Here is a 19,158-nt window from a genome sequence, read left to right as displayed (position 1 = left end):
GTACCTGGTGGACTGAAAGGACGAGGCGCGCTCGCGGTGAGTGAAGCGAACTGAGTCGTCTGAGCGGGCACTATCGGAGCGACCGGAGGGAGCGACGATATCCCGCTCAGCGACCGCGAGAGCGAGGTCGACCGCAGGGAGACCTCGTCAACGCGAACGGGGTCTGCGCGAACGAAGTGAGCGCAGGCTCGGAAGACAAGCGGAGCGAGTCTTCCGGCGAGCGAAGCGACCCGTGAGCGAGCGCGCCGAGGGCTTTCGACGCTCTCCCACGAATGGAGTCGAACCACTCACTACGAGACACGAATCCGTCGCCACTCAGGTGTCTCGCGAGTGAATCGGGCCGTCGATCGCACGGAGATGTCCGCCAGAGCGCCCGTTCCGGACCGCCAGGGCTTCGGCGACGACGCTGTGGGCGACCTGCGCGGGGCTCCCGCCGCCGAGGTCGAGGCCGGCCGGCGCGTAGATCCGCTCGCGGTCCCGGTCGTCCAGTTCGATCCCGTCGTCGGCCAGCGCCGCACGCAGTCGGTCGAACCGCTCGCTGGGTCCCAGCACGCCGACGTAGTCGACCGGTGTCGCAACCAACTCCCCGAGCGCCACGCGGTCGTCGACGAAGTTGTGGGTCATCAGCACGACCGAGTCCTCGGGCCGGAAGCCGACGGCCTCGCGCAGGTCCCGCGGCGAGGTCGCGAGTACCCGGTCGGCACGCGGGAAGCGCTCGCTCGTCGCGCGGCCGCCGCGGAAGCCGACGACGGTGACCCGAAAGCCGGCCGACCGCGCCGACTCGACGACCGGGCGGACGTCCGCGTTGCTCCCGACTGCGACGAGCCGCGGCGCCGGCGCCAGCCGCTCGACGAACAGCCGCACCGACCCGCCGCCCGTTTCGGCTCGAACCGAACGGGCTCCGTCGACATCGTCGGGGACCGTCGCAACGACTGCGGGCGGAAGCGCGGTGGCCGCTCCGGCCGCGCCGTCGCCCTCGCTCCGACCGTCCCCTTCGGTCCAGCGGTCGCCCACCGCGACGCGGTCGTCCTCGCTCTCGACGACGACCGCCGCGGTCCGCCCGCCCACCAGCTCCTCGTCGGGCGCGACCAGCGGCCGATGGGCCGCCCCGAGCGGTTCGAGCAGGAGGTCGACGACGCCGTCGCAGCCGACGCCGAGGCCCCACGTCTCGTCCGAGCGGAGGTCGAACCGCTCGACGCGGGCCGACCCGTCGGCCAGCACGTCGCCGGCCAGTTCGACCACCGAGTCGGCGAGGCAGCCGGCCGTCACCGAGCCGGCACCGGTCGCCGGGTCGCGTTCCGTCTCGGCGCTGTCCGTCGGTTCGGAATCGGTCGCACCGCCCCCGGGCGCGACGATCATCTTCGCGCCCGGCCGCCGGTAGGCCCGCCCGTCGACGGCGACGACCGTCGTCAGGACCGCCGGCTCGCCCGAATCGAGGCACTCGCGGGCGGTCGCGCGGACCGCCCGCTCGGGCGCCGACCAGTCCGGCTGGGCCCGGTCGCCGTTCATGCTGTCGGGGTGTCGCCGGCCGCCCGGTCGGCGGCCGTCTCCAGCGCGCGACCGACGTACGTCTCCAGCAGTTCCCCGCGGAACTCGCCGGAAGCGTGGGCGTCCGAGCGCAGTCGCCCGGTGTCGATATCGTCGGTCGCTTCGCTCGCCGCGGCGTCGATGGTCGCCGCGTCGAGCGGTTCGTCGACGAGCGAGTCCTCGACGGACGGCAGGCGAACCGCGCGGTCGACCGCGCCGGTCGCGGCGACGCGCGCACTCGAAACGACTCCCTCGCTGCCGTCGTCTCCGCCCCCACCGCCGCCCGTCTCGACCACCGCGGCGACGCCCACCATCGCGTAGCCCGTCGCTGGATGGGTCTTTCTCGCGTACGCGAATCCGCCGTCGTCGGCGTGGGGCACGCGAACGCCCGTGAGGAGTTCGCCCCGTTCGACGGCGGTCTCGCCGTCGCCGCGGAAGAAGTCGGTCGCGCCCACCTCGCGCTTGCCGTCGCGGTTGCGGAGCAGTATCGTCGCGTCGCTCGCCAGGACCGCCGCCGGCAGGTCCGCGCCGGGGTGGGCCGCCGCCAGGTTCCCGCCGATCGTCCCTCGATTGCGGATCTGGGTGTCGCCCACCTCGCTCGCCGCCTCGGCCACCAGCGGGACGGTCGAGCGGACGGCGCCGGAGTCGACGAGCGTCGCGTAGGTCGTCAGCGCACCGACGACGGTCCGGTCGTCCAGCGCGTTTACCGCGTCGAGCGCCGGCACGTCCAGATCCACGACCACGTCCGGTTCCCGCCCACGATTCTTCATCGCCGGGACGAGGCTGTGACCGCCGGCCAGGATCTCCACGTCCGCGTCGGCGTGTTCGTCCAGCAGGGCCAGCGCCTCGCTCACCGACGCGGCGCGCTCGTAGTCGAACTCGGCGGGGAACATCTCAGTCCTCGGCCCCCGGTTCCGGCGGGTCGGCGGGCCCGTCGCCCGTCGGCCGCTCGCCGTCGGCGTCGGCCGCTCGCAGCCGCTCGGCAGCGGTCTCGACGGCGTCGACGATGCTCTCGTACCCCGTACAGCGACAGACGTTGCCCTTCAGCGCCCGTCGGATCTCGGCGCGGGTGGGCTCGCGGTTCTCGTCGAGCAGCTGGTGTGTCGTCGCGAGCATGCCCGGCGTGCAGTAGCCACACTGCAGGCCGTGTTCGTCGTGAAAGGCCCGCTGGACGGGGTCGAGCCCGTCGTCGGCGTAGCCGGCGGCGGTCGTCACGTCGCTGCCGTCGGCCTGAACCGCGAGTATCGTACAGGACTTGACGGCGTCGCCGTCCATCTCGACCGTGCAGGCGCCGCACTTGCCGCTCTCGCAGCCGACGTTCGGCGCCGTGTAGCCCAGGTCGTCCCGCAGCGCGTGGACCAGCAGTGTCCGCGACTCGACGGTCAGGTCCTCGGTCGTTCCGTCTACCGTCAGAGAGATTTCGTGTGTCGACATGAGAGGGTGATCGCTTGTCCCGACAACGGCGGCGAGCGAGTAAAGTGTTGGTCCCCGGCGCCGCTCGGCACCGACCGCAGTCGGTCCGTCTCCCGGCGCCGGCCGCGCCCCGGTCCGCCACTCAGCGTTCGACCGTCAGGAGCCCGACGTAGTCGCCGCCCGCCGGGTCCAGCCCCTCCTCGGGTTCGATCGTGTCGACGAGGTCCCAGGGGGTGTCGCTGGTCAGCTCGGCCATCGTGTCGGGCGCGGCCATGAGGTAGTCGAACCACGGCGTCGCGAGCCGCTCGTGGCGGACGCGCATCCGGAGCGCGCCCGGGAGCCGACCGCGCTCGCGGTTGTACTCGTGGTACGCGAGGTGCGCCTCGTCGTCGGTCGCGACCGGATCGCGGCTCTGTGCGACGAGCGTCGCGTCGTCGGTCGCCACCGTCGCGAGATTCCGGAGGCGGTCGGGCGCGGTCTCGGCCGTGCCCACGAGCCCGAAGTTGTTGCCCAGCATGAGCACCGTGTCGAAGGTGCCGGGGTCGAACTCGTCGGCCACGTCGGCGATGTCCACGACGCGAGCGTCCTCGACGCCGCGGTCGCGAGCCACCTCGACCGCGCCTGGCGACACGTCGATGGCGGTCACGTCGTGACCGCGCTCTTGGAGGGCCAGCGCCGCGCGACCCGCGCCACAGCCCACGTCGAGGACTCGCCCCTCGACGCGGTCGAGCGCCCGCCGGTCGGGCTCGGGCCACTCGTCGTAGTCGGCGAAGTAGAACGCGCCGCCCGCACTGATCCCGATCCAGCCGTCGTCTCGTTCGATCAGTTCCACGCCCTCGCCGCCCCCGTGGTACTCCCGGAGCATCGCACCGAGGGCGTCGCCGGTTTCGGGCGTCGCCGCACCGGGCGATTCGTCGGTCGAACCGTCGTCCATACGGGTGCGTCGACCCGCCGGCAAATCAGTGACGGGGGTCGTGTGGTTCTCGGTGACATGCTCGCCGACGCGGGCGATACCGCCGCGAGGGAAACAGTAACGACGGGCGGGCCCTCGGGATGGGACATGTACCTCGGAGACCACACCTGGCCGGAACTGGGCGAGTACTTCGCCGAGGAGTCGCTGGCGCTCGTCCCCCTCGGATCGACCGAGCAGCACGGCCCCCACCTCCCCGAGTCGACCGACCACCGCATCGCCCAAGCGCTCGCCCGCGAGGCCGCCGAACGGACGGGCTATCTATGCACCCCCACGATCAACGTCGGCGTCAGTCCCCACCACCGCCAGTTCAACGGCACGATGTGGGTCGAGCCCGGCGTCTTCCGCGACTACGTCGAGTCGCTCACCCGGAATCTCACCTACCACGGCGTCGACCGCGTGATCTTCGTCAACGCCCACGGCGGCAACGTCGAACACCTCCGCGAAGTGGGCCGTCGGGTCCGCGACGACGAGGTCGCCTACGCCGTCGAGTGGATGTGGGACGAGTCCATCCCCGACCTCGTCGACGACATCTTCGAGTACAACGGCCCCCACGGCGGACCCAAGGAGACCGCGATGATGCTCCACATCGACGAGGACCTGGTGCGAGAGGACCAGTTCGAGCGCGCCCGCGACGAGGGCATCCGCGACGTCGAGCACTTCGAGGGCCTCCGCAAGCACGGCGCTCGCACCTTCTACGACGCCATCGACAACACCGAGAGCGGCGTGCTCGGCGACCAGACCGACGCGACCAGGGAGAAAGGCGAGCAGCTGTTCGAAGCCGCTTCGGAGCAGTTGGTGAAACTCGCCGAGTGGCTCGACGACCAGCCCTTCGAGGATCTCATGCCCCGCGACCACGTTTGAGCCCGAGTGGAAAGAGACACGTTGGAGGACTCCGATCGCCCGAATATGAGCGACGACTTCGAGACCGAACTGGCAGCGGCCTTCGAGGCCGAGTTCGACGCCGACGCGGAGACCGTCGCGACGGCCGCCGAGAACGCCGCCGCCTTCCGCGAGGACTTCGACGAGGACCTGGCCGTCGAGGACGTGCTCGACCGCGCCGAGGGTCACAACGGTGACTTCGAGCACCGGTTCGACTACGCCGTCGGCGACCTGGCCGACGGCAACGACGACTGCACCGACTCCCGGGAGTACCGCATCGCCGGCTACGACCCGATGGCCGCCGACCCGAACCAGGGGTTCTGAGGAGTCACGGGACGGGTCGTTTTCAGGCTACTCGACGGCGTCCAGCCGCCGCTCCATCGCGGCCAGGTACTCCACCGCGGCGTCGGCGTCGGCGGGCTCGTCGCCGGTGTCGAGCAGGTCGACCACCCGCTCGCAGCCGTGGCGGAGTTCCCGCTTGAACTCGCCGTCGGGGAGTTTGTTCCGGACGACCGAGGCGGCGCTCGTCACGCTCTCACGCGCCGTGGCAGGGTCGTCGTCCTCGGCGAGCGCGCGCCGGCCCTCGGCGAACAACTGCGAGAGCACCGTCCGCACGTCCGTCGGCAGATCCTCCACGCCCGTACGTTCGAGGCGTGCGATAAGGGTCTTCGGGAGGTTAGAGTTCGGTCGATCTGGCCGTTGGACCACATCGTCACGGTGTCGCCGAGACCGCGGGCCAGCTCGATGACGATCGTATCGTACTGGCCGCAGTTGGGACGGGATCGAGGTCACCCGGTGGCTGAATCGTCAAGCTCGGGCCGCCAGCCGGCTAGCACTACAGAGAAATCCGAGAAGTTCCAGCATCCGTCGAGCGAAGCGAGGCGGTTCACCGGACGCGAGGGAGCGAAGCGACCGAGTCGTCCGGCTTTTTCACCCATGTTTTTGCCGGCCGGGTTCCCGCAGGTCGCCGTAGGCGACCGAGGAAACCCGGCCGGGAAAAAGATGGACGGGCACGGTGGGATTCGAACCCACGACCGTCGGATTAGAAGTCCGACGCTCTATCCGGACTGAGCTACGTGCCCCGTGGTTCGGAATGGACGGGCGCGCGTAAAAAGCGGCCCGGGTTCGGTGCCGACCGAGCCGCGCACCACGTAACCGGCCCTCTTTTGGTCGCCGCGCGTTCAGTCACTGCCAATGAGCGCGCACCTGGACCTCGACGAGTCCGAGCCGGCCGTCGCGACGGACGGCGTCTGGCTGACCTGCATCGAGTGCGGCGAGACCTTCGACCCCTTCGCCGAGATCCGCTATACCTGCGACGACTGCGACGGGCTGCTGGAAGTCCGCTACGCCGACCTCCCGACGTGGGACGACTTCGGTACCGGCGGCTCGCCCGAGAGCGGCCCCTACGGCGTCTGGCGCTACTCCGACGCCCTGCCGTTCGAGGAGGGCGTCTCCCTGCCCGAGGGCGGGACGCCGCTGCACTACGTCCCGAGTATCGAGGACGACGTCGGCGTGAACAACCTCCGTATCAAACACGAGGGGATGAACCCGACGGGAAGCTTCAAGGACCGCGGGATGACCGTCGGCGTCCGCGTGGCCAAGGAGGTCGGCGTCGACCGACTGGCCTGCGCTTCGACCGGGAACACCTCCGCGGCGCTCGCCGCCTACGGCGCCCGCGGCGGGATGGAGACGCTCGTGCTCCTGCCTGCCGGCAAGGTCGCAGCCGGGAAGGTCGCCCAGGCGAGCCTCCACGGCGCTCGCATCCTCGAAGTCGACGGCAACTTCGACTCCTGTCTCGACATCGTGCAGGACCTCGCCGCCCGCGGCGAGGCGTACCTGCTCAACTCGCTCAATCCGTTCCGCTTGGAGGGCCAGAAAACGATCGGCCTCGAAATTATGGAGCGGTTCCACGCCGACGAGGGGACCTATCCCGACCGGATCGTCCTGCCCGTCGGCAACGCCGGCAACACCGCCGCGCTGTACAAGTGCTTCCGCGAACTCCGGGCGGCCGGCGCGATCGACGCCGAGGACGTGCCGAAACTCACCGGCGTCCAGGCCGAGGGCGCGGCGCCGATGGTCGAGGCCGTCGAGGAGGGCAACGACGAGGTGCGCCGCTGGGACGACGTCGAGACCATCGCGACGGCTATCCGCATCGGCAACCCCGTCAACGCTCCGAAGGCGCTGCCGGGTATCCGCGAGACCGGCGGCACCGCCGTCGCCGTCTCCGACGAGGCGATCACCGAGGCCCAGCGTGATCTGGCCGAGGAGGGCGTCGGCGTCGAGCCCGCCTCCGCCGCGTCCGTCGCCGGCCTCCGCAAACTCCGCGAGTCCGGCGACGTTAGCGCCGACGAGGACGTGGTCTGTCTCACGACCGGCCACCTGCTCAAGGACCCCGACGCCGCCTACGAGGCCGGCGGCGACCCCGAGCCAGTCCCCAACGACACCGAAGCCGTGCTGGACCACATCGACGAGGGGTCGTCGGTCGGCGAGACCGTTCGCCGACAGGCGTCGAAGGCCGCCGACTCGCCGCTGCTCCCGGCGCTGGTCGTCGGGGGGATCGGTCTGGCGTACCTCTACCGGAAGCTCCGATCGAAGGAGTAGTCGTCCGACCGGGTCGAGACGCTCGACTCACGCTCGTCGGAGGAACACGCCACACCGGAGAGAATACGACCGATCAGAGGTCTTCTTCGCCGAACTCGTCGATGCGTTCGTGGACGTAGGCGGTCCACTCGTCGAGTGTCTCGTGCATCAGTTCGCGGGCTTCGGGCAGCGGCGTCGCCGAGTACTGGTAGACGTGGCCGCCGCCGTCGAGCAGCCGCCGCTCGCGCTCGGCCAGCCCCTTCTCGCGGAGCGTCGACAGCGAGCGGTTGACGTTGCTGCGGTCGCGTTCGAGCTGGTCGGCCAGTTCGGCGACGGTGCTTCCCGAGTGGTCCTGCAGGGTCAGGAAGGTCCGAACCTCGTGTTCCTGAATATTGAAGACGCAGGCGAGCACGTCCGCGAAACCCGGCTGTTCGTCGAGCATCAACTCGCGAAACCGCTGGGGTGAAGGGTCCGCCTCGACCATGGTGTCGCCTACTTGGCACTCCCGCCGCTTAAACGGACACGGTGGCCTCGGCACGGGGGCTACACCGCCGGCCGCGACCGAGCCCCCTCAACGCCCGTAACCCTGTTCGATCAGACAGTTCCGCATCTCGGATTCGGAGTCGTGTCTGTGCAGGCGCGTCGGCGTGTCGCAGTAGTAGGTCTCCCCGTCCCACCGCAGCGTCACTTCGTGTTCCGCGTCGAGAAACTCCGTTCGGAGTCGGATCCGGCCCTCCGACGTGATCCGGTCGAGTAATTCGTCGGCGTTCAGCTCCCCGGCGTCGACGACGGACGGATCGGCCATCGGTGGACGGGTTCGGCCGCTGCGATAATCAGTGTTCTCCGGTCGCGCGGCGGTCGCACATCCGAGTGGGCGCCGCGCCGGCCCGCCGCCTCTCCCCCGTCCCGGAGTCCGAATCCACCGCCGACCGGACTACCCGTTCAGACCCTTTGCGGACGCACACCGCGGCCCTGCCCGTTACACTCCCCGCCGTCACGCCGCCGGCCCCGGCTCAGTGCCAGGTGCGGTGGGGGTGGGGCTGGTTGTCGCCGCGGTCGTCGTAGTACTTCAGCCCGATGAAGGAGTCGTCGAGGTTGCCCATCACCGCCGTGTACACGTCGTCGGCCGACTCGTAGGTGCCGACGTTCGACCGCGACAGCACCGCCTCGACCGTCGTCGTATCCCCCGTCGGCGCTTCGATCTCCACGTCACCGACCCGGTCGGCGACCGTCGCCGCGTCGGTCGGATACTCACACGAGTCCGTGAACAGTTGCCGCGTTTCTGTGATCCGCATCTGTAGTTCACGATTATTCTACTGCATTATAAATCATTAGGGTATACGACTGTCAATCTCTCGCACGCTCTCGGGACAGTCTGGTGGACGAACGTGGACAGTTCTACGGGAGAACTGACGGATGCGGCGTCGGGGGGAGCCGGTGTGGCCGTGCGAGGGCCGCTCAGTCGGCGGTCGATTCGTCGTGGTCGTGTCGTTCGTCGTCGAAGCTGCCCTCCTCGCGGTCCCCGCCGAACTCGTCGAGGTCCTCGGTGTCGCGTTCGCGGAGTCGGCCCGCGAGGTAGCCACCGAGCGCGCCGAACCCGCCCGAGAACAGCGCCGTGAACAGCAGCGACACGAGGACGACGCCGACGACCAGTAGCGCGACGCCGACCGCGTCGGCCCGCAGGGCTCCGATCGCGACGCCCGCGGTCACGAACAGCAGCGCCACCGCCAGCGGCAGGACCGCCAGTAGCCCCGACAGCCCACCGACTCGCGTCGCGCTCGTCCGCTCGTTGCGGTGGAGATAGCCACCGGCGAACCCGCCCAGCATCGGCGCGAACGGCAACAAAAACGAGGTGACCGCCGTCACCACGCCGCCCGCCGCCGCGTCGGTCCACGTGTACGTCGGGGCGGCTCCGGACCCTCGCGTCCGAGCGCGCTCGCGACGCCGATGGGCGACGAACGCCACCGCCGCGACCCACGACAGCAGTCCCGTCGCGACGAGTCCGACCCCGCTCCAGCGCGCCGTCGCGAAGGTCACGTCGACCAGCGCCGCGTCAGTGAACACGTCCGAGACGATCGTCCCCTCGGCCACCAGCTCGGCGATCACGTCCCGGTCCGCCGCTACCGCCAGCGCCGCCCCGCCGAAGCCTACCGCCAGCCCGTACAGCCCGAGCAGTATCGGCACCGCCCAGTCCACGACTCGCCGAACCCGCTGCTCCCCGCTCGCTCTCACTGCCCCCCGCTCGCTCGCGTTCGTCGCTGTCGAAGCCATACGAAATATTGGCCGAGAGATACCTTGACCACCGACGATCGTTCTCACCGGTCGAGAACCCTTACCGACGATAATCCGAGCCTATCGCGCCCTCCCCTTCCGCTCGTCCTCGCTCGGCCCACTCGCCGCGGGCACCGCTCGTCGAAAAACGTGGTCCTGCTGAGCGAAGCGGAGCAGGGCTCGAGAGAGCTTCGCTCTCTCGGTGGCGAAAAAACGGCCCTCGCTACGCTCGGCCCGGTGAACCGCGCGCCCACGGCGCGCGGATGCTGTCTATTCCTGCTCGGCAAGCCACGCCAGCAGTCCCTTCTGGGCGTGCAGGCGGTTCTCCGCCTGATCCCAGACGATGGCGTCGTCGCGCTCGATGACTGCGTCGGTGACCTCCTCGCCGCGGTGGGCCGGCAGGCAGTGCATCAGTTTGCGATCGCCCAGGCGTTCGGGCGTGATCCCGAACCCCTCGAAGGCCTCCAGTTTCTCCGCGCGCTCGTCCTCCTGGCCCATGCTGACCCACACGTCCGTGTACACCACGTCCGCGCCGGCGATGGCGGCCTCCGGATCGGTCGTCGTCGCCGGGGCGGTGCCGAGCCCCTCGGCGCGTTTGAGCACGCCGTCGTCGACGCCGTACCCCTCGGGGGTGGCGACCGTGAGATCGAGCCCGGACATCGCCGCGCCGAGGACGAACGACTGACAGACGTTGTTGCCGTCGCCGACCCACGCGACCGAGACGTCCTCGTCGAAGTGCTCCCGGATGGTCAAGAGATCGGCGAGCGTCTGGCAGGGGTGGGCGTCGTCGGTCAACGCGTTGATGACGGGCACCTCGGCGTACTCGCCGAGTTCGACCACGTCGGCGTGGTCGTACACGCGGGCCATCACGAAGTCGACGTAACGACCGAGCGCCCGCGCGATGTCTTTCACGGGCTCGCGACCGTGCAGGCCGATGTCGTCCGGACCGAGGAAGACGGCGTGACCGCCCAGCTGGGTCATGCCGGTCTCGAAGGAGACTCTGGTCCGCGTGGAGGGCTTCTCGAAGATCATGCCGAGTGTCTGGCCCTCGAGCAGGTCGCTCGCGCCGCTGTCGCGGTAGTCGGCCTTGATCGCCGCCGCGCGGTCGAGGACGGCCGCCAGTTCACCGGTCGTGAGGTCGTCGACGTCGAGGAAGTTCATGATTGGAGTTGCTCCGTCGCGGTCTCCAACACGGCCACTGCGCGGTCGTACTCCGCGAGGGAGACGTGCTCGTCTGGCGCGTGGTCCAGGTCGGAATCACCGGGTCCGTAGGTCACCATCGGACAGTCCCACTCCTGTGCGTAGACGTTCATATCACTTGTGCCGGTCTTGCGCAACAGGCGAGGGTCGCCGCCGACCTGCCGGACCGCCGCGCGGAAGGCTCGTGCCGCAGCCGTTCGCGGGTTCATCATCACCGGCTCGACCGCGTCGTGCCAGTGGACGGTTCCGTTGGTGAGGTGGCCGTCTGCGATCTCTCGCACTTCCTCGGTCGTGTATTCGGGCGGAACGCGCAGTTGCACGTCCGCCGTCGCCTCGACCGAGAGCCCGTCGTCGGTGATCCCGCCCTCGAAACTGATCGGCTTGGCCGTCACCCGCTCGAAGACCGGGACCCAGTCGTCGTGGCCGAACTCCTCCTCGACCGCCGACCACCAGCCGATAGCGTCCTGGATCGCGTTGTTCTCCGGTCGCGAGGAGTGGCCCGACTCCGAGGTCGCGACGTACGTCCCGCCCAGCAATCCCCGATAGCCGAGCGTGATACCGTCCCAGCCGGAGGGCTCGCCGTTGATCACGGCGCCGGGCTCGGCGTCGCGGTCCTCGACGAGGTGTCGGGCGCCCCGGGAGTCGACCTCCTCGCCGACGACGCCGACGAACGACGCGCCCGTGCGGACGGCCGCGACGGCCATCGAGCACAGCGGCCCCTTCGCGTCGACGCTCCCGCGACCCCACAGCACCTGCTCGCCCGCCTCACCCTCCTCGACGCGCACCGGGATGTCGCCCGGAACGGTGTCGATGTGGGAGGTCAGGAGGACGCTGTCGTCGGCCGGCGCGCGGACGTTGCCCACGTCGTCCACCCACACCTCGCGGTCGTGGGCCTCGAAGAAGTCGGCGAGCACCTCTGCGGCCTCGGCCTCCTCCCCGGTCACCGAGGGCGTGTCGACCACGTCGATCAGGAGGTCGCGCGCGTCCTCGTCGACGGGAACCGACGCGGTCGCGTCCTCGGGTTCGCCGGCGCTCTCACTCATCGCCGACGACCTCCGCCGTGGCGTCGACCACCTGATCGACCTCCTCCTCGGTGACCGTCAGCGGCGGGAGGAATCGCACGACGGTCCGGCCCGCGGGGAGTGCGAGGACGTTGTGGGTTATCGCGAGTTCCTTCAGCGCGCGGTTTGCGCCACGACCGACTTCGACGCCGATCATCAGACCCTCGCCGCGCACGTCGCGAACCTGGTCGCCGACGGCCGCTTCGAGTTCGCCGATCATGTAATCGCCGACTTCGCGAGCGTGGGTCGGGATCTCTTCCTCGACGATGGTCGAGACGGTCGCGCCCGCGGCCGCCGAGATGACCGGGCCGCCCGAGAACGTCGACGCGTGCGAGCCGTAGTTGTCGGCGATCCACTCGCGACAGAGCGTCGCGCCGACCGGGAACCCGTTTCCGAGGCCCTTGGCCGCGGTGATCATGTCCGGGACCACGTCGGCCCACTCGGAGGCCCACAGCGTCCCCGTGCGGCCCATCCCGGTCTGAACCTCGTCGAAGATCAGCGCCGCACCGCTGGTCGCCGTCTCGACGCGAGCCGTCTGGAGGAACTCTCTGGTCCCTGGATTGATGCCGCCCTCCCCCTGGACGGGTTCGACGATGACGGCGGCTGTCTCGTCGTCGATAGCGTCGGCCATCGCCTCGCTGTCCCCGTACGGGACGAACTCTACGTCGCCCATCAGCGGCTCGTAGGGCTTCTTGTACTTGCTCTTCCAGGTCGTCGCGAGCGCGCCCATCGTCCGACCGTGGAACCCCTGCATCGTCGCGACGATCTTCGAGTTCCCGGTGGCCGCACGGGCGAACTTCAGCGCCGCCTCGTTGGCCTCGGTCCCGGAGTTACAGAGCCACGTGTAGTCCACGTCGCCCGGCGCGGTGTCGGCCAGCAGGTCGTACAGCGCCGTCCGCGAAGCGTTGGGGTACGACGCCTGCACGTAGGTCAACTTCTCGAACTGCTCGGTCACCGCGTCGTGGACCGCCTCGTGGCCGTGGCCCAGCGGGACGCAGGCGTAGCTCGCGCCGAAGTCGAGGTACTCTGTACCGCTGTCGTCGTAGAGGAGGCTGCCGTCGCCCTCCTCGATCTGGATCGGTTTCTCTGAAAAGACGAATCCGCTCATTGTGAATCCTCCTCCGAACTGTCCGCAGTGTCGAGCGCCGACGCGTACACGTGCGTCCCGCCGCCGGACAGGGCCGACAGGATAGGGTCGCCGGCGTTTGCGTCCGCGACTACCACTTCCTCGGCGCCGCCCTCGATGGCCTCTTCGATAGCCATCACCTTGCGCTCCATGAACCCTTCGGCGGCGTCTTCGAGGTCCGCCCACTCCTCACCGGTCTCGACGGACTCGATGAGTGTGTCGGGGTCGTCGGGGTCCGCGTAGATACCCTCCACGTCGGTCAGTAGGACGAGCGTCGCCTCGACCGCACCGGCGATGTGGGCCGCCGAGCGGTCTGCGTCCGTGTTGACCGGCACGACCTCGTCGTCGTCCTTGCCCGCCATCGGCGGACTCGCGACCGGCGTGTAACCGTCGTCGAACAGCGTCTCCAGCAACTCCGCGTTGACCTGCTTGATCGTCCCCGAGTGGTCGCCCCGGCGGATCTTGCGAGTCCCGTCTTCTAGCACGCGAACGGCGGACTTGCGCGGCCCGTACAGGAGCTTCCCGTCCACCCCGTTGAGCCCGACGGCGTCGACGCCCTGGCTCTGCAGTCCCGCGACCAGTTGCGTGTTGAGGTGGCCGAACACCATCTCGAACACTTCCATGGTGTCCTCGTCGGTGAACCGGCCGACGACGCCCGAGGGGGTCTCGACGTACTCCGGTTCGATGCCGAGCCGTTCGAGCGTCTCGTCGACGGCCGTCGAACCGCCGTGAACGACCGCGACGCTCTCTCCGTCCTCACGCAACGATGCAACGTCCGCCAGAGCGCCCGCGGGGTCGACCGCGCGAGCGCCGCCGATCTTGACGACTGTAGTCACGAAAAATCACCTGCTCAGGGGGCGCCGACCGGGTGGAGGCCCCCGAACTCCAGCCCCGCGGTCTCCTCGATACCGAAGGCGACGTTGGCGGCGTGGACCGCCTGCCCCGCCGAGCCCTTCATCATGTTGTCGATCGCCGAGAAGACGACGAGACGCCTGTTTCCGGGGTCGAGCTCGAACCCGACCTCCGCGCGATTCGTCCCCGCGACCGCCTTGGGCTCGGGGTAGCGATACACCCCGCCGCCGCCCGCCACGAGCTCGACGAACGGTTCGTCCTCGTACTCGCCGCGATACGCCCCCCACAGGTCGCCCTTCGAGACGGGCTCGCCCGGGAAGACGTGACAGGTCGCGCTCGCGCCGCGGATCATGTCCACCGCGTGGACGGTAAAGGAGACGTCCAGGCCGAGGAACTGCTCGATCTCGGCCTCGTGGCGGTGTCCCGTCGGCGCATACGGGCGGACGACGCCCGACCGCTCGGGGTGGGAGGAGGCTTCGCCGCCCCCTGCCCCGCCCTCCGAGGAGCCGACCTTCACGTCGACCACTATCTGCTCGTCGTCGGTGAGAATGCCCTCCTCGACCAGCGGCTTGAGTCCGAGGATCGTCGCCGTGGCGTTACAGCCGCCCGAGGCGACGAGATCCGCGCCCGGGAGTTCGTCGCGCGTCAGTTCGGGCAACGCGTAGACGGACTCGTCGAGCAGCTCCGGGCGCGTGTGCCCGTCGTACCACTCGTCGTACTGGGCTTCCGTATCCAGGCGGAAGTCCGCCGAGAGGTCGACGACCGTCTCCGCGGCGTCCTGAAACTCGTCTATCTGCTCCATCGAGACGCCGTGTGGCGTCGCGGCGAACAGCGCGTCGACGCTCTCCAGATCCTCCGGGGATGAAAAGCGCAGGTCCAGGTCGCGGAGGTTCGGGTGGGCGTGACCCACCGTCTTGTTCTCCTTCGAGCGGCTCGTTGCCTGGACGACTTCGAACTCGGGGTGGCCCGCGAGCAGGCGGAGCAACTCGCCGCCCGTGAAGCCCGTGCCGCCGACGACCGACGCGGTGTACTGGCTCATGCCGTCACCTCGCTGTTCATGTCGTCGCCTCTGCGGTCTCGCCCTCGTCGACGCCGGCGGTGGTCTCCAGCCAGTCGACGACCGTCGCCGGCACGTCGACGTCGGTGACCTCGTCGAGCGCCTTGAACTCGACGGTGTGGTTGACCTCGTGGACGGTGTAGCCCGAGGGGTCGCCGTCCTCGCTCACACCGGTCTCCATGAGGTCGATCCCCAGCAGCCCGCCGCCGACGGCGTCGCTGGCCTTGGTCACCAGTTCTTCCATCTCCGGCGTGATCTCGATCTCCGCGGTCTCGGCACCCTTGGCGGCGTTGGTCAGCCAGTGGTCCGACGAGCGGACCATGCCGGCGACCGGCTCGCCGTCGACCGCGACGATACGGATGTCCCGGCCCGGCTTGTCGACGAACTCCTGGATGTAGAACACCTTGTGCTCGTAGTGGCCCAGGGTCTCCTTGTGTTCGAGGATCGCCTCCGCGGCCGACCGGGAGTCGATCTTCGCCATCAGCCGCCCCCACGACCCGATCACGGGCTTGAGGACGCACGGATAGCCGAAGTCCTCGATACTTTCGAGGGCAGCGTCTTTGGTGAACGCCACGTCGGTCGCCGGCGTCGGGACGCCCGCCTTCTCCAGCGCGAGACTGTTTTTCACCTTGTTCGCACAGACCTCCGCCGTGTGGGCGCTGTTGACGACCGGGATGTCGTAGGCGTCGGCGAACTCCGTCGCGTACAGCGAGCGGCTCGTCGCCAGACAGCGGTCGACGAGCACGTCGACGCCGCGCATGTCCTCGGGCGGTTCCGAGAGCCCGAAGCGCTGCTTGCGCACGTCGACTTTGACGACCTCGTGGTCGCGCTCACGCAGCTCGTTCAGCAGGAGCTTCTCGTCCCGGCGGATCCGGGAGTAGAGGATGCCGACCTTCACTCTCACTCACCCCAGTCCTCTTCGAGCTCGGGTGCCGTCTCGAGGACTGGAGGTTCGGTGTCGACGACTTCGAGCTCCGCACCGCAGGTGCCACAGTCGACGATCTCTCCTATCTCGATGCCGTCGTGCAGAGTTACTTCCGCTCCGCACTCGACGCATTCTGCCATCGTAGTCCCTACTCACCCTGCTATCTACTTAAACGCTTCGAACCTATCAGAGAAAAATAGTTACGCGGACTCTACGCTAAGCGCGTCGCGAGCCCGATTTCGTGGACAGTCCGTTCACTGTATCAGTTTTATGTTAGTTCCCCTCGCGGGGTCGTGGGAGCGGTCGCGGTCGGTGGTATCGGTCGGTGTGCGACCGGTCGCGGGCGTCTCGGCGCTCAGACACGGTCGGCCACCTCCGATTCGAGCTCGTCGAGCCCCGTCGCGACCACGTCGCTGCGCTCGGCGATCGCGCCCTCGTCGGTCGCGAGGCGTTCGCGGGCCGCGTCGATCTGCGCGGCGACCGCCTCGGGCGCCGGTCCACCCGGCGAGTCGCGCATCGCCACGCTCTCGACCGGGTCGAGCGTCGATTCCAGCGTCTCTCGGTCGACGTACGCCGTCAGCGGCTCGCCCAGGACTTCCTCGGCGGCGGCCTCCAGCTCGTCGATCGCCGGCGCGTTCTGCCCGGGATCGAGGTCCTCGGCCACCGACGCCACGACTTCGTGGGCCGTCCGGAAGGGGACGCCCGCCATCGCCAGCCGGTCCGCCACGCCGGTCGCCGTCGAGAACCCGGCGGCGGCTTCCCCCGCCAGCACGTCCTCGTGCCACTCGGCGGTCGTCAGCGCGCCCGTGGCGACCTCCAGCGCGGGCGGCACCGAGTCGACGGCGGTCCACGCCGGCGGCGTCGCCTCCTGAAGGTCGATGTTGTACGAGCGGGGCAGCCCCTTCAGCGTCGTCAGCAACCGCTGGAGCGCGCCCTGCGCTTCCCCGGCGGTCGCGCGGACGATCTCCAGCGTGTCCGGATTCTTCTTCTGGGGCATGATCGACGACGTGGAGGCGTAGTCGTCGCTGATCTCCAGGTAGTCGCGACCGCTGTACACCACCAGATCCTCCGCGAGCCCCGAGAGCGTCGTCGCCAGCGTCGTCAGGGCGCTCGTCGTTTCGACGAGGAAATCCCGCGAAGACGTGGCGTCCATCGAGTTCGCGACGGTGCCGTCGAAGCCCAGCAGTTCGGCCGTGCGCGCCCGATCCACGTCGAAGGGCGTGCCCGCGAACGCCGCCGCGCCCAGCGGCGACCGGTTCGTCGTATCGAACGCCGCGAGCAGCCGTTCCGTGTCACGCGCGAGTGGTCCCTCGTAGGAGAGGACCCAGTGAGCCACCGTCACTGGCTGGGCGTACTGCAGGTGCGTGAACCCTGGCAGCAGCGTCTCGGTGTGCTCGGCCGCGGCGTCGAGCAACTGCTCGCGTGCCCCGACCACGGTCTCCAGCGCCTCGAAGAGGTCCGAACGCAGACGATACCGGATACAGGTCGCCACCTCGTCGTTGCGCGAGCGCGCAGTGTGCATGCGCCCACCCTCGAGGCCGACACGTCCGATGACCGCGGTCTCGATGGCCTCGTGTACGTCCTCGGCGTCGGGCAACTCGCCGTGGCCCGCCGCTTCCACGTCGTCGAGCGCCGATAGGATCGCGGCCGCATCGTCGTCACCGACGATGTCCTGTTCTGCCAGCATCACCGTGTGGGCGCGGTCGACCTGCAGGTCCGCCCCGAAGATGCGCTCGTCGGCGGCCAGCGAGGACATGAACCCGCGTGCGGGGCCACCCGAGAACCGATCCCGGCGGATCGCGGTCCCGCCGGTGGCGGTGTCGACGGTGCCGTCCGCGCCGCTCGCTTCGGCCGCCTCGCCCGCGTCGGGGGTGTCCTCGCCGTCGGTCATCTTACTCGTCCGTGTCTGTCTCTTCGCCGCCGTCGGTGGCGGCCTCGGCCTGCTTGGCCGCGACGTTCTCGGCGACGCGGTTGGCCAACCGGGACTGGAAGCCGTGGTACTTCGCGACGCCCGTCGCGTCGTCCTGTTCGATGTCGTCGGTGACGGCCTCCTCGTTGAACGAGGCCGCCGACTCGCTGTAGACTGCGTACTCGCTCTCGCGACCGACCGCGCGGGCCTGCCCGCCGTCGAGCTTGACCGTGACGGTCCCGGTGACTTTGGTCTGGGTCTGCTCGATGAACCCTTCCAGCGCCTTCGTCAGCGGCGCGTCGACCAGGCCCTCGTAGCCCTTCTCGGCCCAGCGCTGGTCGATCCCCGTCTTGAACGAGCGCTCCTCCTGGGTCAGCACGAGCGATTCGAGCGCCTCGTGGGCCGTCAGCAGCACCGTCGCCGCGGGGTGCTCGTAGTTCTCCCTGACTTTGAGCCCGAGCATACGGTCCTCCATCGTGTCCGTGCGACCGACGCCGTGCTTGCCAGCGCGCTCGTTGAGGTCCTCGACGAGCGAGACCGCGTCCTGGGACTGGCCGTCGACGGCGACGACCTCGCCCTGCTCGAACTCGATCTCGACCGTCTCCGGTTCCGCCGACCCCGGTGCCTGGGTCCAGTCGTAGATCTCCTCGCCCGGAACGTGTGCGGGGTCTTCGAGTTCGGAGCCCTCGACCGAGCGGCTCCAGAGGTTGGTGTCGATGCTCCAGCGGCCGCCGTCGCCGCCCTCGACAGGCAGGCCCTTTTCGGCGGCGTACTCGTTCTCCCACTCGCGAGTCAGGCCGAGTTCGCGCACGGGCGCGAGCACGTCCAGGTCCGAGGCGCGCCAGACCGCCTCGAAGCGGAGCTGGTCGTTGCCTTTCCCCGTGCAGCCGTGGGCGAGAGCGCTACAGCCCTGTTCCTCGGCGACTTCGAGGATGGCGTTTGCGATGACCGGGCGCGCGAGCGCGGTGCCCAGCGGGTAGCCCTGGTAGGTGCCGTTGGCTTTGACCGACTGGAGACAGAGATCGGCGAACTCCTCTTTGGCGTCGACGACGTAGTGGTCGAGCCCGAGCTCCTCGGCCGTCTCCTCGGCCTCGTCGAACTCTTTGGCGGGCTGGCCGACGTCGACGGTGACGCCGATGACGTCGTCGTAGCCGTACTCTTCCTTGATGAGCGGGACGCAGACTGTCGTGTCGAGCCCGCCGGAGAAGGCGAGCGCGACGGTGCCGGATGGGTCGGATGTCATGTGTCGTGTGGTGACTGTCGGGTGAGATGTCCGCCCGGAACCCGACGGTGGCGGGAGTCGGAAACGAGACGTGGCGACGATGGGAGAGGTAGTTTCGGGCCTAACGGCCCGGTCGTCGTCGCCGCGGTCGTCGGGCGTCGAC

The 19,158-nt window shown here is 69.3% G+C and carries 21 protein-coding genes and 1 tRNA gene; 3 read left to right on the top strand and 19 right to left on the bottom strand.

Annotated elements, in window-relative coordinates; all coding sequences use genetic code 11:
* Positions 1-315: 315 nt before the first annotated feature.
* The 4 genes from I7X12_RS08455 to I7X12_RS08440 all read right to left on the bottom strand — a co-directional run bounded on the left by I7X12_RS08455 (position 316) and on the right by I7X12_RS08440 (position 3,874).
* The gene (locus I7X12_RS08455; RefSeq protein WP_198063390.1) at positions 316-1,509 is read right to left on the bottom strand and encodes an XdhC family protein; all 1,194 of its coding nucleotides are present in this window, start codon (positions 1,507-1,509) and stop codon (positions 316-318) included.
* The gene (locus I7X12_RS08450; RefSeq protein WP_198063389.1) at positions 1,506-2,420 is read right to left on the bottom strand and encodes an FAD binding domain-containing protein; all 915 of its coding nucleotides are present in this window, start codon (positions 2,418-2,420) and stop codon (positions 1,506-1,508) included. The genes I7X12_RS08455 and I7X12_RS08450 overlap by 4 nt, the downstream gene beginning before the upstream one ends.
* 1 nt (position 2,421) lies before the next feature.
* Positions 2,422-2,961 carry a (2Fe-2S)-binding protein gene (locus I7X12_RS08445; protein ID WP_198063388.1) on the bottom strand — a complete coding sequence of 180 codons (540 nt, stop codon included), beginning with the start codon at positions 2,959-2,961 and terminating at the stop codon, positions 2,422-2,424.
* 121 nt (positions 2,962-3,082) lie between these two features.
* Entirely contained in the window at positions 3,083-3,874 is a 792-nt protein-coding gene (locus I7X12_RS08440; protein WP_198063387.1) for a class I SAM-dependent methyltransferase, read from the bottom strand.
* Between the two features lie 126 nt (positions 3,875-4,000).
* On the opposite strand from I7X12_RS08440, the gene I7X12_RS08435 reads away from it, so the two are divergent.
* Both I7X12_RS08435 and I7X12_RS08430 read left to right on the top strand, forming a co-directional pair.
* Positions 4,001-4,774, top strand: coding sequence for a creatininase family protein (locus I7X12_RS08435; protein WP_198063386.1), 774 nt, complete (start codon positions 4,001-4,003; stop codon positions 4,772-4,774).
* 45 nt (positions 4,775-4,819) lie between these two features.
* Positions 4,820-5,116, top strand: coding sequence for a hypothetical protein (locus I7X12_RS08430; RefSeq protein ID WP_198063385.1), 297 nt, complete (start codon positions 4,820-4,822; stop codon positions 5,114-5,116).
* A 27-nt stretch (positions 5,117-5,143) separates the two neighbouring features.
* Here I7X12_RS08430 and I7X12_RS08425 read toward each other — a convergent pair whose 3' ends face one another.
* Positions 5,144-5,428: a hypothetical protein gene (locus tag I7X12_RS08425; protein WP_198063384.1), complete on the bottom strand. Its 285-nt coding sequence runs from the start codon at positions 5,426-5,428 to the stop codon at positions 5,144-5,146.
* Positions 5,429-5,799: 371 nt separating this feature from the next.
* Positions 5,800-5,874 (bottom strand) — tRNA-Arg (locus I7X12_RS08420).
* 112 nt (positions 5,875-5,986) lie between these two features.
* Here I7X12_RS08420 and thrC point away from each other — a divergent pair.
* Complete coding sequence (gene thrC, locus I7X12_RS08415) at positions 5,987-7,393, top strand: threonine synthase (protein WP_198063383.1); 1,407 nt, start codon at positions 5,987-5,989, stop codon at positions 7,391-7,393.
* Positions 7,394-7,466: 73 nt separating this feature from the next.
* On the opposite strand, the gene I7X12_RS08410 is transcribed toward thrC, so the two are convergent.
* The 13 genes from I7X12_RS08410 to I7X12_RS08350 all read right to left on the bottom strand — a co-directional run bounded on the left by I7X12_RS08410 (position 7,467) and on the right by I7X12_RS08350 (position 19,016).
* Positions 7,467-7,856: a helix-turn-helix domain-containing protein gene (locus I7X12_RS08410; protein ID WP_198063382.1), complete on the bottom strand. Its 390-nt coding sequence runs from the start codon at positions 7,854-7,856 to the stop codon at positions 7,467-7,469.
* Positions 7,857-7,943: 87 nt separating this feature from the next.
* Positions 7,944-8,177 (bottom strand): hypothetical protein, encoded by a 234-nt coding sequence (locus tag I7X12_RS08405; RefSeq protein WP_198063381.1) that lies wholly within the window; start codon positions 8,175-8,177, stop codon positions 7,944-7,946.
* Positions 8,178-8,385: 208 nt separating this feature from the next.
* The gene (locus I7X12_RS08400; protein ID WP_198063380.1) at positions 8,386-8,667 is read right to left on the bottom strand and encodes a DUF5789 family protein; all 282 of its coding nucleotides are present in this window, start codon (positions 8,665-8,667) and stop codon (positions 8,386-8,388) included.
* A 163-nt stretch (positions 8,668-8,830) separates the two neighbouring features.
* Positions 8,831-9,643: a DUF5518 domain-containing protein gene (locus I7X12_RS08395; protein WP_198063379.1), complete on the bottom strand. Its 813-nt coding sequence runs from the start codon at positions 9,641-9,643 to the stop codon at positions 8,831-8,833.
* Positions 9,644-9,913: 270 nt separating this feature from the next.
* On the bottom strand, positions 9,914-10,804 hold the full coding sequence (gene argF / locus I7X12_RS08390; RefSeq protein ID WP_198063378.1) for an ornithine carbamoyltransferase: 891 nt from the start codon (positions 10,802-10,804) through the stop codon (positions 9,914-9,916).
* The gene (locus I7X12_RS08385; RefSeq protein ID WP_198063377.1) at positions 10,801-11,886 is read right to left on the bottom strand and encodes a [LysW]-lysine hydrolase; all 1,086 of its coding nucleotides are present in this window, start codon (positions 11,884-11,886) and stop codon (positions 10,801-10,803) included. The genes argF and I7X12_RS08385 overlap by 4 nt, the downstream gene beginning before the upstream one ends.
* Positions 11,879-13,012, bottom strand: a complete 1,134-nt coding sequence (locus I7X12_RS08380; protein WP_198063376.1) for an aspartate aminotransferase family protein — start codon at positions 13,010-13,012, stop codon at positions 11,879-11,881. Before I7X12_RS08380 ends, I7X12_RS08385 begins: the two co-directional genes overlap by 8 nt.
* Positions 13,009-13,866 (bottom strand): acetylglutamate/acetylaminoadipate kinase, encoded by an 858-nt coding sequence (locus I7X12_RS08375; RefSeq protein ID WP_198063375.1) that lies wholly within the window; start codon positions 13,864-13,866, stop codon positions 13,009-13,011. Before I7X12_RS08375 ends, I7X12_RS08380 begins: the two co-directional genes overlap by 4 nt.
* Positions 13,867-13,880: 14 nt before the next feature.
* Positions 13,881-14,921: an N-acetyl-gamma-glutamyl-phosphate reductase gene (gene argC / locus I7X12_RS08370; RefSeq protein WP_198063374.1), complete on the bottom strand. Its 1,041-nt coding sequence runs from the start codon at positions 14,919-14,921 to the stop codon at positions 13,881-13,883.
* A gap of 16 nt (positions 14,922-14,937) precedes the next feature.
* The gene (lysX, locus tag I7X12_RS08365) at positions 14,938-15,837 is read right to left on the bottom strand and encodes a lysine biosynthesis protein LysX (protein ID WP_198063822.1); all 900 of its coding nucleotides are present in this window, start codon (positions 15,835-15,837) and stop codon (positions 14,938-14,940) included.
* A gap of 2 nt (positions 15,838-15,839) precedes the next feature.
* On the bottom strand, positions 15,840-16,004 hold the full coding sequence (gene lysW, locus I7X12_RS08360) for a lysine biosynthesis protein LysW (RefSeq protein WP_006882170.1): 165 nt from the start codon (positions 16,002-16,004) through the stop codon (positions 15,840-15,842).
* A gap of 215 nt (positions 16,005-16,219) precedes the next feature.
* Positions 16,220-17,755 (bottom strand): argininosuccinate lyase, encoded by a 1,536-nt coding sequence (gene argH / locus I7X12_RS08355; RefSeq protein ID WP_198063373.1) that lies wholly within the window; start codon positions 17,753-17,755, stop codon positions 16,220-16,222.
* A gap of 1 nt (position 17,756) precedes the next feature.
* Complete coding sequence (locus I7X12_RS08350) at positions 17,757-19,016, bottom strand: argininosuccinate synthase (RefSeq protein WP_198063372.1); 1,260 nt, start codon at positions 19,014-19,016, stop codon at positions 17,757-17,759.
* Positions 19,017-19,158: the final 142 nt, after the last annotated feature.

The sequence above is a fragment of the Halosimplex litoreum genome (genome assembly GCF_016065055.1).
In the GTDB taxonomy this organism is placed as follows: domain Archaea; phylum Halobacteriota; class Halobacteria; order Halobacteriales; family Haloarculaceae; genus Halosimplex; species Halosimplex litoreum.
This window is presented reverse-complemented; position numbering and strand designations above follow the sequence as displayed.

What these genes read in the sequence shown, in the direction of transcription:
- I7X12_RS08395 (WP_198063379.1), bottom strand. Translation starts at nt 9,643, where the DNA reads ATGGCTTCGACAGCGACGAACGCGAGCGAGCGGGGGGCAGTGAGAGCG.
- I7X12_RS08400 (WP_198063380.1), bottom strand. Translation starts at nt 8,667, where the DNA reads ATGCGGATCACAGAAACGCGGCAACTGTTCACGGACTCGTGTGAGTAT.
- I7X12_RS08385 (WP_198063377.1), bottom strand. Translation starts at nt 11,886, where the DNA reads ATGAGTGAGAGCGCCGGCGAACCCGAGGACGCGACCGCGTCGGTTCCC.
- I7X12_RS08410 (WP_198063382.1), bottom strand. Translation starts at nt 7,856, where the DNA reads ATGGTCGAGGCGGACCCTTCACCCCAGCGGTTTCGCGAGTTGATGCTC.
- I7X12_RS08435 (WP_198063386.1), top strand. Translation starts at nt 4,001, where the DNA reads ATGTACCTCGGAGACCACACCTGGCCGGAACTGGGCGAGTACTTCGCC.
- I7X12_RS08405 (WP_198063381.1), bottom strand. Translation starts at nt 8,177, where the DNA reads ATGGCCGATCCGTCCGTCGTCGACGCCGGGGAGCTGAACGCCGACGAA.
- lysW (WP_006882170.1), bottom strand. Translation starts at nt 16,004, where the DNA reads ATGGCAGAATGCGTCGAGTGCGGAGCGGAAGTAACTCTGCACGACGGC.
- I7X12_RS08380 (WP_198063376.1), bottom strand. Translation starts at nt 13,012, where the DNA reads ATGAGCGGATTCGTCTTTTCAGAGAAACCGATCCAGATCGAGGAGGGC.
- I7X12_RS08440 (WP_198063387.1), bottom strand. Translation starts at nt 3,874, where the DNA reads ATGGACGACGGTTCGACCGACGAATCGCCCGGTGCGGCGACGCCCGAA.
- I7X12_RS08350 (WP_198063372.1), bottom strand. Translation starts at nt 19,016, where the DNA reads ATGACATCCGACCCATCCGGCACCGTCGCGCTCGCCTTCTCCGGCGGG.
- argC (WP_198063374.1), bottom strand. Translation starts at nt 14,921, where the DNA reads ATGAGCCAGTACACCGCGTCGGTCGTCGGCGGCACGGGCTTCACGGGC.
- argH (WP_198063373.1), bottom strand. Translation starts at nt 17,755, where the DNA reads ATGACCGACGGCGAGGACACCCCCGACGCGGGCGAGGCGGCCGAAGCG.
- I7X12_RS08450 (WP_198063389.1), bottom strand. Translation starts at nt 2,420, where the DNA reads ATGTTCCCCGCCGAGTTCGACTACGAGCGCGCCGCGTCGGTGAGCGAG.
- I7X12_RS08430 (WP_198063385.1), top strand. Translation starts at nt 4,820, where the DNA reads ATGAGCGACGACTTCGAGACCGAACTGGCAGCGGCCTTCGAGGCCGAG.
- thrC (WP_198063383.1), top strand. Translation starts at nt 5,987, where the DNA reads ATGAGCGCGCACCTGGACCTCGACGAGTCCGAGCCGGCCGTCGCGACG.
- argF (WP_198063378.1), bottom strand. Translation starts at nt 10,804, where the DNA reads ATGAACTTCCTCGACGTCGACGACCTCACGACCGGTGAACTGGCGGCC.
- I7X12_RS08445 (WP_198063388.1), bottom strand. Translation starts at nt 2,961, where the DNA reads ATGTCGACACACGAAATCTCTCTGACGGTAGACGGAACGACCGAGGAC.
- I7X12_RS08455 (WP_198063390.1), bottom strand. Translation starts at nt 1,509, where the DNA reads ATGAACGGCGACCGGGCCCAGCCGGACTGGTCGGCGCCCGAGCGGGCG.